The sequence below is a fragment of the Trinickia diaoshuihuensis genome, from assembly GCF_003390925.1.
GTDB lineage: Bacteria > Pseudomonadota > Gammaproteobacteria > Burkholderiales > Burkholderiaceae > Trinickia > Trinickia diaoshuihuensis.
Genome location: NZ_QUBS01000078.1, coordinates 1 through 13,782, shown reverse-complemented (window position 1 = coordinate 13,782; position 13,782 = coordinate 1). Strand labels below are relative to the sequence as shown.

At 61.0% G+C, this 13,782-nt stretch carries 8 protein-coding genes and 1 pseudogene; 3 read left to right on the top strand and 6 right to left on the bottom strand.

Annotation, left to right across the window (positions count from 1 at the left end):
• Window positions 1-427 precede the first annotated feature (427 nt).
• The 3 genes from DXT59_RS16540 (at window position 428) to DXT59_RS16530 (ending at window position 2,889) form a co-directional block, all read left to right on the top strand.
• Entirely contained in the window at window positions 428-1,489 is a 1,062-nt protein-coding gene (locus tag DXT59_RS16540; RefSeq protein ID WP_116137975.1) for an aldo/keto reductase, read from the top strand.
• 51 nt (window positions 1,490-1,540) lie between these two features.
• Window positions 1,541-1,864 (top strand): YciI-like protein, encoded by a 324-nt coding sequence (locus DXT59_RS16535; RefSeq protein WP_116137974.1) that lies wholly within the window; start codon window positions 1,541-1,543, stop codon window positions 1,862-1,864.
• 104 nt (window positions 1,865-1,968) lie between these two features.
• A complete protein-coding gene (locus DXT59_RS16530) occupies window positions 1,969-2,889 on the top strand; it encodes a LysR family transcriptional regulator (RefSeq protein WP_116137973.1) in 921 nt (306 codons plus the stop codon).
• Window positions 2,890-2,911: 22 nt separating this feature from the next.
• Here the strand turns inward: DXT59_RS16530 and DXT59_RS16525 are convergent, their stop codons facing one another.
• The 6 genes and pseudogenes from DXT59_RS16525 to DXT59_RS16500 all read right to left on the bottom strand — a co-directional run.
• Complete coding sequence (locus DXT59_RS16525; RefSeq protein WP_116137972.1) at window positions 2,912-3,802, bottom strand: oxidoreductase; 891 nt, start codon at window positions 3,800-3,802, stop codon at window positions 2,912-2,914.
• Between the two features lie 33 nt (window positions 3,803-3,835).
• On the bottom strand, window positions 3,836-4,462 hold the full coding sequence (locus DXT59_RS16520) for a LysE family translocator (RefSeq protein ID WP_116137971.1): 627 nt from the start codon (window positions 4,460-4,462) through the stop codon (window positions 3,836-3,838).
• Between the two features lie 142 nt (window positions 4,463-4,604).
• Window positions 4,605-7,130: a two-partner secretion domain-containing protein gene (locus DXT59_RS16515; RefSeq protein ID WP_116137970.1), complete on the bottom strand. Its 2,526-nt coding sequence runs from the start codon at window positions 7,128-7,130 to the stop codon at window positions 4,605-4,607.
• 5 nt (window positions 7,131-7,135) lie between these two features.
• Window positions 7,136-9,658 carry a two-partner secretion domain-containing protein gene (locus DXT59_RS16510; RefSeq protein ID WP_116137969.1) on the bottom strand — a complete coding sequence of 841 codons (2,523 nt, stop codon included), beginning with the start codon at window positions 9,656-9,658 and terminating at the stop codon, window positions 7,136-7,138.
• Between the two features lie 195 nt (window positions 9,659-9,853).
• A complete protein-coding gene (locus DXT59_RS16505; protein WP_240324549.1) occupies window positions 9,854-12,361 on the bottom strand; it encodes a two-partner secretion domain-containing protein in 2,508 nt (835 codons plus the stop codon).
• Window positions 12,362-12,641: 280 nt separating this feature from the next.
• Window positions 12,642-13,782 (bottom strand): annotated as a pseudogene (locus tag DXT59_RS16500) (filamentous hemagglutinin); the annotation flags it as partial.

Genomic DNA, 13,782 nt, shown 5'->3' with positions numbered 1-13,782 from the left:
TCGTCTCGCTACGGGAGCCGACCGCCGGCACTTTACTCGAATGATTCAACCCAGCGCGCGGCGCAAGGCCTCATGCGGGTTTCCTTTAGATGCGGATTACGGGATGACGGAGTCCCCCGAGACTCCCGCTACGCCGCCGACCGGCGAGCGCTACCTCCGACGCGGCCTCGGAATACTGATCCGGTAAGCGTTCCAGAGACCCGAACCAAACCTAGCGACAGAACTCACAAGGTTTTCCATATATGGAAAAGGGGTCGCCGCTTTTCGGTATTTAACTGTGCTCGGTAAGTACCGACAATATCGTCACAAACCGAAACCTCCTGGCGCACCAAGGAAAAGGCCGTCCCTTTGCCGTGACGCACGTTGACGGAGCAAAGCGAACGACCACCCATGCGTGAAATCTTTCTCATCTGTTTAGGAGTCCATAATGAAATACAAGACACTCGGAAACACCGGTCTGCTGGTCTCGCAGTTGTGTCTGGGCACGATGACATTCGGCGGCGGCAAGGGCATCTATGAGCATATCGGCGACGTGGATCAGGCCGGCGCCGACCAACTCGTGAAAGCAAGCATCGATGCGGGAATCAATTTCTTCGACACGGCCGACGTCTATTCCGGCGGCGAAAGCGAGGCGACGCTGGGCCAGGCGTTCAAGAACCTAGGCATTGCCCGCAAGGACGTCGTGCTCGCCACCAAGGTATATAGCCGCATGGGGCCCGGTCGCAACGACGTTGGTGCATCTCGCGGTCACATCATGGATGCCGTCGAGGCCAGTCTGAAGCGGCTGCAAACCGATCACATCGATCTGTACCAGATCCACGCAACGGATACGGTCACGCCGGTCGAAGAGACGCTGCGCGCGCTCGACGATCTCGTCCGTCAGGGCAAGGTTCGCTATGTCGGGGTGTCGAACTGGCAGGCGTGGCGAATCGCGACGGCGCTCGGCGTCTCGGCGCGGCTCAATCTGGCGAAGTTCAATACGCTTCAGGCATACTATTCCATCGCGGGCCGCGATCTGGAGCGCGAGCTGGTGCCGCTGCTGGAAGCCGAGAAACTGGGCCTACTCGTCTGGAGCCCGCTTGCGGGCGGTTTGCTGTCGGGCAAGTTCAGCCGGGAGAACCAATCGGCGGACGGCTCGCGCCGCTCGGGATTCGACTTTCCGATCGTGGATAAGGAGCGGGCGTGGGACGTTATCGACGTGATGCGCCCCATCGCCGAGGCGCACGGCTGCTCTCCGGCTCGGATCGCGCTGGCGTGGCTGCTGTCAAAGCCGGTCGTGACATCCGTTCTCGTAGGAGCGAAACGCTTGAGCCAACTCGAGGACAACATCGCCGCGGTGGATATCGAGCTGTCCGACGATGAGATCAGTAAGCTCGACGAAGTCAGCCAGCTTCCGCCGGAATACCCGGGCTGGATGCTGGCGACGCAGGGAGCGGATCGTCTCGGGCCTGTCGATCTTTGGGCCGGAAAGATGTTGAGCGCGTCATGAAAGCTCACCCTCGTTCCGTCTTCGGGCGGGACGATTCGATAGGAGGAACGTATGCGTCACTTCCTGCTTTTTTTCGAATTCGTGCCGGATTATGAGTCACGCCGCCCGCAGTATCGCGATGCACACCTGCGTATGGCCTGGCAAGCCTGCGAGCGAGGGGAACTCGTGCTCGCGGGGGCGTTGACCGATCCGCTCGATACAGGTGTTCTGCTGTTCAGCGTGGAAAGCGTTGAACAGGTCGAGAAGTATGCGAGGGAGGACCCGTATGTCGTCAATGGGCTGGTTACCCGCTGGCACGTTCGGGAATGGGCAACGGTGGTGGGTAAGGACGCAATACTGCCGCTTGGAAAGCCTGGGCCTGCGACGGCAACTTGAGCGCGCCTGCAATTCTTTCCTGAGAACTTATACGCGCACCGGAATCCGGTTCAAGCATTGTAACCGGCCGGCTTTGCCCGTATGCACGTTTGCTAGACCCAGTGATGGACTGGAACGATCTTCGATATTTTCTGTGCGTGGCGAGAACGGGCAGCCTAAGCGGCGCGGCTAGCGATCTCGGCGTCAGCGTTTCGACGGTCAGCCGTCGAATCATCGAATTGGAGGCCAACCTTCGCGCCACGCTTTTCTCACGCAGCCCGACCGGGTACACGCTTACGCTCGAAGGGGAGCGCGTGCTAAAGGGCGCCGAGATGGTCGAGGCCGGGGTGTTTGCAGTCGAGCGAAGCGCTTACGGGCTCGTCGAGCAACCATCGGGTACCGTGCGGCTGGCGACGTCGGAGAACATTGCAACCGACCTCGTCATTCCGGCCCTCCCGCGATTTCGTGAGCAGTATCCGTTGATCCGACTGGAAATCATTACGAGCACAATCACCGCGGAGCTCGAAAGTCAGGAAGCCGATATAGCGCTCCGGGTAGTTCGACCGGAGCGCGGCAACCTCAAGATCAGGCGGCTGGGACGGATGACGTATTCGGTGTACGGCCGGCGCGACTATTTACAAGCGAATCCCGCGATCGGCGACGACCCACTGAAGGGGCGATCCTTCATTGCGTGGGACCGCGCCCATGCCCATCTGCCGGCGGCCGTCTGGGCGTCCGACCGAATATCCGACAGCGATATCGCGCTCGTGACGTCGAGTCTGCCGACGCAGATCGCGGCTGTCCGTGCCGGAATCGGGCTGGCCATCATCCCTGATTTTCTCGCGACAGACGACGATCTGGTGCGGGTGGTGCCGCCATCCGAAATGTTCTCGAACGACGTGTGGCTCGTCGTGCATTCCGATATCAGTACTTCTGCGCGCGTGAGAGCGGTGAGCGATTTCTTGGCGGATGTCATCGCGAAAGCGTCGTCCGCCTTGTCGGCTGAGCCGATAGTGCTATCGAGAGCCGCGCCGTCCGCGGCATAACGACGGCGCGTCGATTGGCGCGTTATCCCGGCCCGTCACTCGCCGCCGCCAGAAGCGGCGCGACCAGATCGCTGATCGGCGTAGCGATCCCGTGAGATCGCCCCAATCGCTGCACGACCCCGTTCCGGATATCCCACTCGAGCGGGCGGCCCGCCTGCCGGTCGGCAAGGATCGAAGTGCCCATATCCGGCGGATAACCGCGGAACGCGTCGAGAATCTCTTGCGGCACCTCGTCGCCCAGCGATGCCCCCTCGGCCCGGGCAACCGCCAGACATTCCTTCAGATAGGCGAAAGCCAGCTCGGCAATGTCCGGCCGAGCATACATGCCGGCGCGGCGGCCGGCGAGCACCATCAAACCCGCGACCGCATTCTGCAAGAGCTTGCGCCAAGCGACGGTCGTGAAATCCGCCGCAACGTCGACCGAACATCGTGTGCCGCGCAAAGCCGACAGCACCGACTCGGTCTCAGGCGTATCCGGCAACGTAAGCCGCGCTTTGCCCCGCAACCACACCGAACCGTCGGATTCGCGTTGGGCCGGAAACCATACTACCGAGGGCAGGACCGTGCTACCGGATACATAGGGCGCCAGCATTGCTTTCTGCTCGACGCCGTTTTGCAACGCGCAAACCACGGTCCGCTCGCCGCATAACGCTGAAAGCCAAGTTGCCGCGGCATCCACTTGCGTCGACTTCACCGCAACGAACACCAAATCGAACTTTTTATCGACCTTCGACGGATCGGTTCTGACAGGTCCCGGCACCACGACTTCACCGCCTTCGAAGCGAAGCTCCAAGCGGTCTTGCGGCGAGCGGCCGAAGATTTCCGGCGTGCGTCCGGCCTCGTGGAGCGCCGCCGCCACAGTGGTGCCGATGGCACCCGGGCCAATGAGGGCAACTGTAGGGTTCTCCGACATCGCTGAACGCTCCTAAAAAAAGCCGAGCCCGGCTCAACGATGCTGAGTCGCGACCTTCAGCCCGAGCGAAATGAAAATCGTGCCGATGATCTTGCCTTGCCATCGGCTGATCCACGACAAGCGCTTGACCATGCGCCCCAGCGGCCGAATCGACAGGACGATGAGCGTCGTATAGATCGAACTGAGTCCGACGAAGATGAGCCCAAGCGTCGTGAACTGGACGAACGTCGAACCATGTTCGGGGTGAACGAATTGCGGCATGAAGGCGAGGAAGAATAGCGCCGTCTTCGGGTTCAGCACTTCGGCGGGAATCGCTTGAAAAAACGCCTTCGCCGGCGTGACGGATGCAATTTTCGGTAGCGACGGGTCGCTCGGCTTTTCCATTAACGCGCGTACGCCGAGGTAAACGAGATAGACGGCGCCTACGATTTTGACAACGTTGAAGGCAAGGGCCGAAGTCATCAACAGCGCGGACAATCCGACCGCGGCAAACAGCGTATGAACGAAGTCACCGGTCGCGACACCGAGGCCCGTCAAGATGCCGGTTTTGCGCCCGCCTTGCACCGTTGGGCTCAAGACCAACAGCACGGCGGGTCCGGGAATGAGAAATAGGCCGAGGACGACGGCTACGAACGTACTTAACGTCGAAAGATCGAACATCAGGGACTCCGGTTGTCGGAACGGTGAATAGCGCCTTTAAATAACGGCGCCGGGCCATTCTAACGCTATGAATCGGTGTCCCGCTTTGCGCTCATCCTAAGCACGAGCCGTGCATCTCCAAATCAATCGACCCAAAAAACCATCAACCGCCGTTCTCCGATTCCAATTGCCACCGCAATACGGGGTGACTCCCGTTGGCGGGCATGGCCCACACGCCGTTCGGGCCGAAGTCGTATCCGGCGAAGGACGAAGGCATGCTCATTTGCGCCCCGGTGAGCCCGTTGGAAGCCGAAACCGCGCTGCCGTCTCCAACGCCTGGAACCGGTGATGCATCCTTGTTCCAATAGACGTCGCTCGTGATCGCGCCTTGATTGACCCACGCCAACCCGTATGGTCCGGCCACCCGGTACAGGTCCGAGTAGCCTTCTTGCGCACGCACGACACCGGTCGAGAACGACTGACTGATCACGCCGAAATTGAGGGCCGCAAGCCCGCCGGCACCCCCGCAACGATTGAGCCCGCAACGGGACGTGACAGCGCCGGTGGCATAGGATCGGGTGATGGTCCCGAAATTGGTGCCGACGAGTCCTCCGGTTCCTGCACACTCTTCTTGCGCGCAACCGGTATCCACTGCGCCGGTCGCATATGATTGATCGATGGTGCCGTAGTTGGTGGCGACGAGCCCCCCTGGAGGGCTATTGACGATCAATCCGTTCGTGGTAGCGACGGCGCCTGTCGCATACGATTGAACGATGAGGCCATCATTTTTGGCGACAAGGCCGCCGGCTGTGCCGCTCCTCACTGCCGCCGTACTGCTCGAGCGTATGATCGTGCCGTGGTTCACGGCGACGAGCCCGCCGACAAACGTGCCGTCCCAATGCGTGTCGTCGTTTCGGATGCTGCCGGACGTGCCGACGCGCAGGATCAAGCCGTCGTTCTCGCTGGCTAAGAGGCCTTCCTCGCCTTGGACGACTTCGCCACTATCGAGTCTGTTCGATACATTCCCCTCGATCTGTAAGTCGCGCACTACCGCGCTCGACCCGAGCACACCAAACATACCTTGGTTCGTATCGACGCCTGCCATCGTCAGCGAACGGACGGTATGGCCCCTGCCATCGAATTGCCCGGTGAACGGCGTGCCGTTCCCTCCGATTTGAATATACGAACCGTTGCTCGTTGCGCTCGCATCGATGTCCTTGCCGAGCGCGTAGTTACCCGTTAGGCCGGTATTGATGTTTTCGAGGTCCGTCAACGAATTGACGAGCCGATAGCCCGTGATCTGCGTGAGAAGGCCGCTTTGGCTCGGAGCGATCCATGATGCGTTGGACGACATTTTGCCGGGCGCATAGGTGCCGTTCATGTCGTACAACGCGCTGACGATGCCTGTGCTGGTCGACCAATCCACCGTACCGTTGTTCGTGATGCTGCCGCCGTTATCGATCGCGCTCGAATCGGCACGCAGCGTCATGTTGCCCGTCCCGCTATTCTTCAAATAGGCCGCCGCTTCGATGGTCAACGAGCGATAGGCGTCGAGCGTGAGCGAAGCCGCACCGTTCCAGCGAATACCCGAGGCCACATCGATATCGCCGGCCGCGCCGCTTGCGCCCGTGGCATGGACGTTGATCGAGGTCCCCGCATCGAGATTGTTCTGGAATACAGGTGAAGCTAAGGCATCGATGGTAAAGCTAGGCATCGTGATATTCCATTGGCCTGCCGTGATCGTCGGGCCACCCGCGATCCGTAGCGTCGCAGCATTGGTGTCGACGGTGCCGCCCTGACCGTCGGCGTTGCGTGCCTCGACGACACCGTCGATCCAGACCCGGCCCGCATCGGCGACGAGCCAAACATGGCCGTCCCTCGTCGCGGTACCGGTTGCCCGCAACACCGAGTGATTGCCGGCTAATGCATAGACATTTCCATCGGCCACTTGCAAACTGATTTGCGCCGCCTCTATGTCGCCGCGATTGACGACGGTGTTGTAGACGCTGCCTCGTTGCACGAACACCTGCCGGCTTTGCTTCGAATCTTGCAGCAGAATCTGTTGGCCGGCCGCAAGTTCGACCGAGCCGTTCGCGGCGCTAATCGTGCCGACGTTGTCGACTTCGCCGTTCGCAAACAGGAACACATCGCCGCCGCTCGACGCAATCTTGCCTAGATTGATGAGTCTGCCGTTCAGGTCGCTGGGCAGTCCGGAGGTGCCGGAGAAGGTGAGCGCGCCGCCGTTCATGAACGCGTCGTTATCGACTTCCAGGGTCGAGGCGACGAAACGGCCGCCTGTGGTCACGACTCCGCTGGGTCCGATCAAGATGCCTTGCGAATTGATTAGGTAAACACTACCGGTGCCCGAGAGCGCGCCGTAGATATACGACGGATCCGCACCTGTCACTCGGTTGAGCGTCGCCCCGGCGCCGTTGGCGATCTTGACTTGATTACCGCCGCCGATAGAAAAGCTGCGCCAATCGATAATCCCACGACTCGATGTTTGGTTGACCGTGAGCGAGGTGCCGTTGCTGCTGATCGTTCCTGCGCCGGCTAGGAACCGTCCATCTTGCGGCAAGGCACCGGCCGCTTGGGACGGTCCTGGTAGTACGAGCGTCAATGCCAGCACGATGGGGGCGAGGGCTGGTGGCCGTGGAGCGCCGTTCTTGCGGTGTGCGGTTCCGAGCATCGGTATCAGCCTCCGTTCGCAGACTGCAATTGCCACCGCAACACGGGATGACTGCCGTTAGCGGGCATGGCCCATGCGCCGTTCGGGCCGAAGTCGTATCCGGCGAAGGACGAAGCTGTCCTCATTTGTGTCGCGGTTAGCCCGTTCGCAGCCGGAACCATGGTGCCCGTTCCCACGCCGGGGACCGGCGACGCGTCCTTGTTCCAATACACGTCGCTTGCGATCGTGCCTTTGTTGACCCAGGCTAGGCCGTACGGCCCGGCCACCGTTGCGTCGCCCTCCGCGGGACCCGATTGCGCGCGCACCACGCCGTCGGCGAACGACTGACTGATCGTGCCGTAGTTGTAAGCGACGAGCCCGCCCGCGCCACCGCAGTCATAGAGACCGCACTCGGACCCCACATCGCCCGTTGCGTAAGAGCGACTGATTGTCCCGTTGTTGGTACCGACCAGTCCCCCGGTTCCAGCGCAATCATCGTGATTGCAACCGGTGTCCACGAAACCCGTTGCATACGATTCATCGACCGTTCCATTGTTGGTGCCGACGAGCCCGCCCGGCGATGCGATCTGGTTCGCACTGTCCGTGGCGGCGACGGCTCCAGTCGCATACGATCGAAGGACCAGACCATCGTTTTCGCCGACCAGTCCTCCCGCCGTTCCACCCACGATGGTCGCCGCGCTGCTGGAGTGCTCGATCGTGCCGCGGTTTATGCCCACCAGTCCGCCGACAGTCGAGTCATCGGCGATCATAGATTGATTCATCAGGGTGCCGGACGTATGGACGCGCAAGATAGTCCCATCGTTCTCGCTGGCTAAAAGACCTTCGTAATTCGTTAGTTCGCTGGTGTAAAGATTCGACGCAGTGCCATCGATGTTCAAGTCGCGCACCACCGCGCTCGTGCCCAGCACGCCGAACATGCCGAGCGATACGTCAATCCCTTCCATCGTTAATGAGTCGACGGTGTGCCCTTGCCCGTCGAATTGCCCGGTGAACGGGGCGCCCTTTCCCCCCACTTGAACATATGACCCGTTGCTAGTTGCGCTCGCATCGATGTCTTTTCCAAGCGCATAGTTGCCCGCGAGATCCGCATTGACGTTCTCTAGATCGGCCAATGAATTGACGAGCTTATAGCCCGTGATTTGCGTCACCAGACCGCTGTACGCGGGAGACGTCCAGGATGTGTTCGCGAGCATCGTGCCTGGCGTGTACGTGCCGTTCATGTCATAGAACGCGCTGACGATGCCGTGGCTGGCCGACCAATCGACGGAACCGTTGTTCGTGATGCTGCCCCCGTTATCGATCGCTTGAGAGTCGCCGCGCAGCGTCAAGTTGCCCGCGCCGCAATTCTTTAAAGACGCCGCCGCTTCGATCGTCAACGAGTGATAAGCGCCGAGCGTGAGCGATGCGGCGCCGCCCCAGTGAATGCTGGAGGCAACGTCGATATCGCCGCTCGCGCCGCCGCTACCTGTCGCTTGTAGGTTGATCGAGGTCCCGCGATTCAGGTTGCTCTGAAAGACCGGTGCGGTTAAGCCGTCGATCGTGAGGCTCGGTACGGTGATATTCCATTGGCTCGCCTGTACGGTCGGGCCGCCCGCAATCCGTAACCTAGCGGCGTTCGTGTCGACGATGCCGCCGCTACCGTCGGCGTTGCTCGCTTCGAACTTGCCGTCCATCCACACTCTACCGGTGCCGGCCACGAGCCAGATGTGCCCGTCCCGCGTCTCGGTGCCGGTTGCGCGCAGCAACGAGTGATTTCCGGCCAACGCATAGACGTTACCGTCCACGACTTGCAGATCGATCTGAGCGGCTTCGATGGTGCCGCGATTGACGACGGTATTGCCGTACAAGGTTCTTTGCACGAACAACTGCCGGCCTGCCGCCGAGTCTTGGAGCAGCACCTGCTGACCCGCGGCAAGTTCCGTCGATCCATGCGGCGAACTGATAGTGCCGACGTTTTGGACCTGGAGGTTCGCGATGAGGAATACATCACCGCCGCTCGACGAGACCTTTCCGAGGTTGACGACCCAACCGTTCCAGTCGCTCGGCAGTCCTCCCGTGCCCGTGAAGGTGAGCGGACCGCCATTCATGAACGTGTCGTTATCGACATCCAATGTCGATGCGACGAAGCGGCCACCGGTGGAAACGACACCGCTCTGACCGATGACGATCCCTTGCGAATTGATCAAATAAACGCTCCCGGTACCCGACAGGGAGCCGTCGATGTATGAGGGGGCCGCACCCGTGACGCGGTTCAGCGTAGCACCGGAGCCGTTCTCGATGTTGACGTGATTGCCGCTGCCGATGGAAAAGCTGCCCCAATCGATAATCCCGCGACTCGATGTCTGGTTGACCGTGAGCGACGTGGCGTTGCTGCTGATCGACCCTGCGCCGCCTACGAACCGTCCGTCCTGCGGCAAGGCCCCGGCCGCTTGGGCCGCTCCCGAGATGACGAGTAGTAGCGCCAATAAAGCAGGAGTGAACGCGGGTAATCGCGCGGCGCGTTCTAAACTGCCTGAGCTATCAAGCATCGCTGTCTCCCTTGTTATTCGACGCACGGCCACATGCCCGTAGGCGTGTAGCCGTACGAACCACTCGGCGAATGCGATGCTTCTTAGTTTATGCGTCAGACAAATGACTTCCAGCGCCAGCGCCGCCAAAACGGCAGTCGTTCTCGCCAAGTCTCAGGAACAGGCGCGTCGATTACCGGCAGGCAGCGCCGCGGTTCAACCCCCATTTGCCGATTCGAGCTGCCATTGCAACACGGGATGGGTGCCGTTGACCGGCATGGCCCAGACACCGTTCGGTCCGAAGTCATAGCCGGCGAAAGACGAGGCCTGGCTCATTTGCGCCGTCGTCAGTCCGTTCGAAGCAGGAACGGGCGTGCCGCTTCCAACGCCAGGCAGATACTGGTTCACGTCGGCATTCCAATAGACGTCATTGCCGATCGTCCCGGTGTTGTACCAAGCGAGGCCGAACGTTACGTCGTTTGCCCCGGATACCGCGCCCGTCTCGAACGACTGACTGATCGTCCCGGAGTTATATGCAACCAGTCCGCCCGCGCCGCCGCAGCCCGGCAGAAAGCCGCCGGTGCATCCGGTGGACACGTTGCCTGTCGCATACGACTCGGTGATCGTTCCGTTATTGCTGTTGACGAGCCCGCCGGCGGGACTGCAAGCGAATTCGCTACATCCCGGGGTCACTGCGCCCGTTGCGTAGGACTGGGTGATCGTGCCGTTGTTCGTGCTAACGAGTCCGCCCGGGTTTCCGGTCGTCCCCTTGCCGCCGGCTCCCGATACTTGGCCGGTGGCGAACGACCGGGAGATCAGTCCGTCGTTTTCGCCGACGAGGCCGCCACCGTATCCCGACGTGACGGCGGCGGAACTGCTCGACCGCTCGATGGTGCCTCGGTTCACGCCGACGAGTCCACCTGCCGTAGCGTCATCGTTCATCGTAAATACATCCTGCACGCTGCCGGACGTGTTGACGCGCAGGATCGTCCCGTCGTTCTCGCTAGCCAAGATTCCCTCGACGCCGGTTTCGGCGTTGTCGTCGTCAGGGGTGATGGAGACGTTGCCGCTCACGTTCAAATCGCGCACCACCGCGCTCTTGCCGAGCAGCCCGAACATTCCTACCGCCTGCCCACCGGAGCCGTGCATCGTGAACGAATAGACAGAGTGGCCCTGTCCGTCGAACTGTCCCGTGAACGCCGTGCCGTTGCCTGCCAATTGGACGTACGAGCCGTCGCTCGTTGCGTCCGCATAGATGTCCCTGCCTAGCGCATAGTTGCCGGCCAGATCGGCGTTGATGTTTTCCAGATCGGCCAACGAATTGACTAGCTTGTAACCGGTGAATTGTGTCACGAGGCCGCTGTCGGCGGGGGCGGTCCACGATTTGTTTGCGAGAATCTTGCCGGGCGTGTAGGTGCCGTTCATGTCGTAAAACGCGCTGACGATGCCGCGACTCGCCGACCAGTCGACGGTGCCTTTATTCGTGACGCTGCCGCCGTTGTCTTTCCCTTCGGCATCGGCATACAGCGTCAAATTCCCGGTCCCGGAATTCTTGAGATACGCGGCCGCTTCGATCGTCAATGAGTGATACGCGCCGAGCGTGAGCGACGCGGCGCCGGTCCAGCGAATGCTTGAAGCGACGTCGATATCGCCGCTCGCCCCATCTTGAGCGGACGTTTGCAGATTGATCGACGTGCCCCGAGCAAGGTTGCTCTGGAAGATGGGGGCGACCAAGCGGTCGATCGTGAAGCTGGGCGCGCCGATATTCCATTCGCTTGCTTTGACCGTCGGGCCGCCGGCGAGCCGGTACCTAGCCGCATAGCTTTCGACGATGCCGCCGCTGCCGTCGGCGTTTTGCGCTTCCACGGTACCGTCCATCCATATGCGACCGGTGTCGGCACGGAGCCAGACATGGCCGTCACGTATAGAGGTGCCAGTCGCACGTAGAACCGAGTGGTTGCCGGCCAGCGCATAAATGTTTCCGTCCGCTGCTTGCAGGGTGATTTGCGCTGCTTCGACGGTGCCGCGATTGACGACCTTACCGCCGCTGCCGATTTCCACGTACGTCTGCCTGGTTTGGGGCCAGTTCAGCAGCAAGACTTGGTTCCCTGCGGTGAGCTCGGCGGTGCCGTTCGGTGCGCTGATCGTGCCGACGTTATCGACTTCTTTGTTCGCAATGAGGAACACGTCGCCGCCGCTCGATGAGATCCTGCCTAAGTTGACGACAGTGCCGCCGCTCGGAGTACCGGGCGGGTTAGAGAGCTGGAGGGCGGCGTTGTGCATAAACCCGTCGTTATCCATGTCGAGCGTGGACGCAACGAAGCGCCCTCCGGTGGTGACCACACCGCTACGACCGATGACGATTCCCTGTGGATTGACCAAATAGAGCGTGCCGCTGGCGGAGAGCGTGCCGAGAATCGATGATGGCGTAGCACCGGTCACGCGATTGAGCGTTGCACCGCTACCATTGTTGATATTGACGACGTTGCCGCTACCGATGGAAAAGCTATTCCAATCGATGACACCGCGCGTCGATGTTTGATTGACCGTCAGCGAATGACCATTGCCATTGATCGAACCCGCACCGGCCACGAATTGCCCGCCGCTCGGCAACGGACCGGCTGCCTGAGCGAGTCCCGGCATGGCCATCGAGACCGCGACGAAGATCGGTGAAAGCACCGGTAATGCCCGGTACATGCGTTGTTTGATAAAAAATCGAAGCATTGCGGTTACCCCTGTTTATAGATGCGCGAGCGCATGCCCTCAGGCGTGAGCCCGCCCAGGCCACTCGGCGAGTGGGACGCTCCTTAGTCTATTGGTCATACGAATTTCTTCTACACGCCATACCGCCAAAACGGCAGTCGTTCCCGCCAAGCTGGATCGATGAAAGCGAATCGTTGGACGGCGTTGACAGTGGTTTAGAAATGCGAAGGGTTACGCAAGATTTGCGTAACCCTGTTGATCGATTTCGAATAATCGGATTTGCGCAGGAAGTGCCGCGGAATCATCCGCCGTTTGCGGATTGAAGTTGCCAACGCAAAACAGGATGAGTAGCGCCGGCGGGCATCGCCCAGATGCCGTTCGCGCTGAAGTCGTAGCCCGTGAACGAGGACGGTGTGCTCATTTGGCTGGCGGTGAGTCCGTTCGAAGCCGGAACGCCGGTGCCTGAGCCCACGCCGCTCGTGGTGTCCGTCGTGTCTTTGTTCCAGTACACGTCGTTTGCGATCGTGCCGTTGTTCGAGACGGCGATGCCGTATGCCGCGGTGAAGCCGGATGGTCCCGGCCCGGTCCCGGACACGAACGATTGAGTGATCGTGCCGTTGTTCGTATAGACGAGCGCCGCGGCGCTGCAACTTTGATTCACGCAAGGATTCGATACCGCGCTCGTCACGTATGACTGGCTGATCGCCCCGTTGTTGGTGCCGACGAGCCCTCCCGGACTGGCTTCCGTGAACGCTCCGCTGCCGCCGGGACCGACGTCTAGCTCGAGTCCTTGCACTGGGCCCGATGTGTACGACTGCGCAATGAGGCCGTCGTTCTCGCCGACGAGGCCGCCTAGCGTTCCGCCCGTCCGAAGATTGACGCTGCTCGATGAGCGCTCGATGGTGCCGTGATTGACGCCGACGAGGCCGCCGGCCTGCGAGTTATCGAAAAAGATGTTGCTTGATATCGCACCACCGATATTGTCGATGCTGCCCGATGCGTCGACACGCAGCACCGTTCCGTAGTTGTACGCGGCCAAGATACCTTCGGCGCCGACCGCGGAGCTGATGAAATCGGTGCTCGAAATCGACGTGCGGCCGTCGACGCTCAGATCGCGCACCACGGCGCTCGTACCGAGCGTGCCGAATAACCCCAGCGCGAACGGTTGCGAGTTCGAATCGCCTTCGTCCACGCCTTGAAACAACAGCGAATTGATTGCGTGACCTTGGCCGTCGAATTGACCCGTGAACGGCGCGGCACTGCCGATAGGGACGTATGAGCCGTCGCTCGTTGCGCTGGCGTCGATGTCCTTGCCCAGTGCGTAGTTGCCGGCGAGATCGTTCGATACGTCCTCGAGATCGGCCAACGAATTGACGAGCTTGTACCCGGTGATCTGGGTCACGAGGCCGCTGTAAGCCGGAGCGGTCCATGCTCGATTGGCG

What these genes read in the sequence shown, in the direction of transcription:
- DXT59_RS16515 (WP_116137970.1), bottom strand. Translation starts at nt 7,130, where the DNA reads ATGCTCGGAACCGCACACCGCAAGAACGGCGCTCCACGGCCACCAGCC.
- DXT59_RS16525 (WP_116137972.1), bottom strand. Translation starts at nt 3,802, where the DNA reads ATGTCGGAGAACCCTACAGTTGCCCTCATTGGCCCGGGTGCCATCGGC.
- DXT59_RS16510 (WP_116137969.1), bottom strand. Translation starts at nt 9,658, where the DNA reads ATGCTTGATAGCTCAGGCAGTTTAGAACGCGCCGCGCGATTACCCGCG.
- DXT59_RS16505 (WP_240324549.1), bottom strand. Translation starts at nt 12,361, where the DNA reads ATGCTTCGATTTTTTATCAAACAACGCATGTACCGGGCATTACCGGTG.
- DXT59_RS16520 (WP_116137971.1), bottom strand. Translation starts at nt 4,462, where the DNA reads ATGTTCGATCTTTCGACGTTAAGTACGTTCGTAGCCGTCGTCCTCGGC.
- DXT59_RS16535 (WP_116137974.1), top strand. Translation starts at nt 1,541, where the DNA reads ATGCGTCACTTCCTGCTTTTTTTCGAATTCGTGCCGGATTATGAGTCA.
- DXT59_RS16530 (WP_116137973.1), top strand. Translation starts at nt 1,969, where the DNA reads ATGGACTGGAACGATCTTCGATATTTTCTGTGCGTGGCGAGAACGGGC.
- DXT59_RS16540 (WP_116137975.1), top strand. Translation starts at nt 428, where the DNA reads ATGAAATACAAGACACTCGGAAACACCGGTCTGCTGGTCTCGCAGTTG.